The 794-nt window shown below is 52.0% G+C and carries 1 protein-coding gene; it reads left to right on the top strand.

Features of this window, described 5'->3' with window-relative positions; translation table 11 throughout:
* Positions 1 to 216 precede the first annotated feature (216 nt).
* Positions 217 to 339: a hypothetical protein gene (locus CWC18_RS21800; protein WP_283957035.1), complete on the top strand. Its 123-nt coding sequence runs from the start codon at positions 217 to 219 to the stop codon at positions 337 to 339.
* The last annotated feature ends 455 nt before the right edge of the window (positions 340 to 794 follow it).

Genomic DNA, 794 nt, shown 5'->3' with positions numbered 1-794 from the left:
GTCCGGGAGACGGTGTATAAATTGGGGGCTGTGTGTGAAGTGGTGCTGGTGTGTGAAGATGCGCCGCTGCTTCGTCGCTCTGAACTGGTTTCAGAGTCTATTTTACTTTGGCGGTTCGACTGGAATGGGCTCTGACCTTCGTCAGGGAGACGGAGTGTGAGGCATTTGCCTTGAAGTGCATACTTAAAATGGATCCTGACCTTCGTCAGGAAGACGGTGTATAAATTGGGGGCGGTGTATGAAGTGAGGCTGGTGTGTGAAGGTGCGCCGCTGCTTCATCGCTCTGAACTGGTTACAGAGTCTATTTTACTTTGGTGGTTTGGTTGGGGTGGGCCCTGACCTGTGTCAGGAGGACGGAGTATGGGTTGGTTTTGGTGAATTTATTTGAGGTGGATCCTGACCTGCGTCAGGAAGACGGAGTATTAATTGGGGGCGGTGTGTGAAGTGGTGCTGGTGTGTGAAGGTGCGCCGCTGCTTCATCGCTCTGAACTGGTTACAGAGTCTATTTTACTTTGGTGGTTTGGTTGGGGTGGGCCCTGACCTGCGTCAGGAGGACGGAGTATAAATTGGGGGCTGTGTGTGAAGTGGTGCTGGTGTGTGAAGATGCACCACTGCTTCGTCGCTCTGAACTGGTTTCAGAGTCTATTTAACTTTGGTGGTTTGGTTGGGATGGGCCCTGACCTTCGTCAGGGAGACGGTGTATAAATTGGGGGCTGTGTGTGAAGTGGTGCTGGTGTGTGAAGATGCGCCGCTGCTTCGTCGCTCTGAACTGGTTTCAGAGTCTATTTTACTTT

It is taken from the genome of Pseudoalteromonas aurantia, assembly GCF_005886875.1.
Lineage (GTDB): Bacteria > Pseudomonadota > Gammaproteobacteria > Enterobacterales > Alteromonadaceae > Pseudoalteromonas > Pseudoalteromonas aurantia_A.
This window is presented reverse-complemented; position numbering and strand designations above follow the sequence as displayed.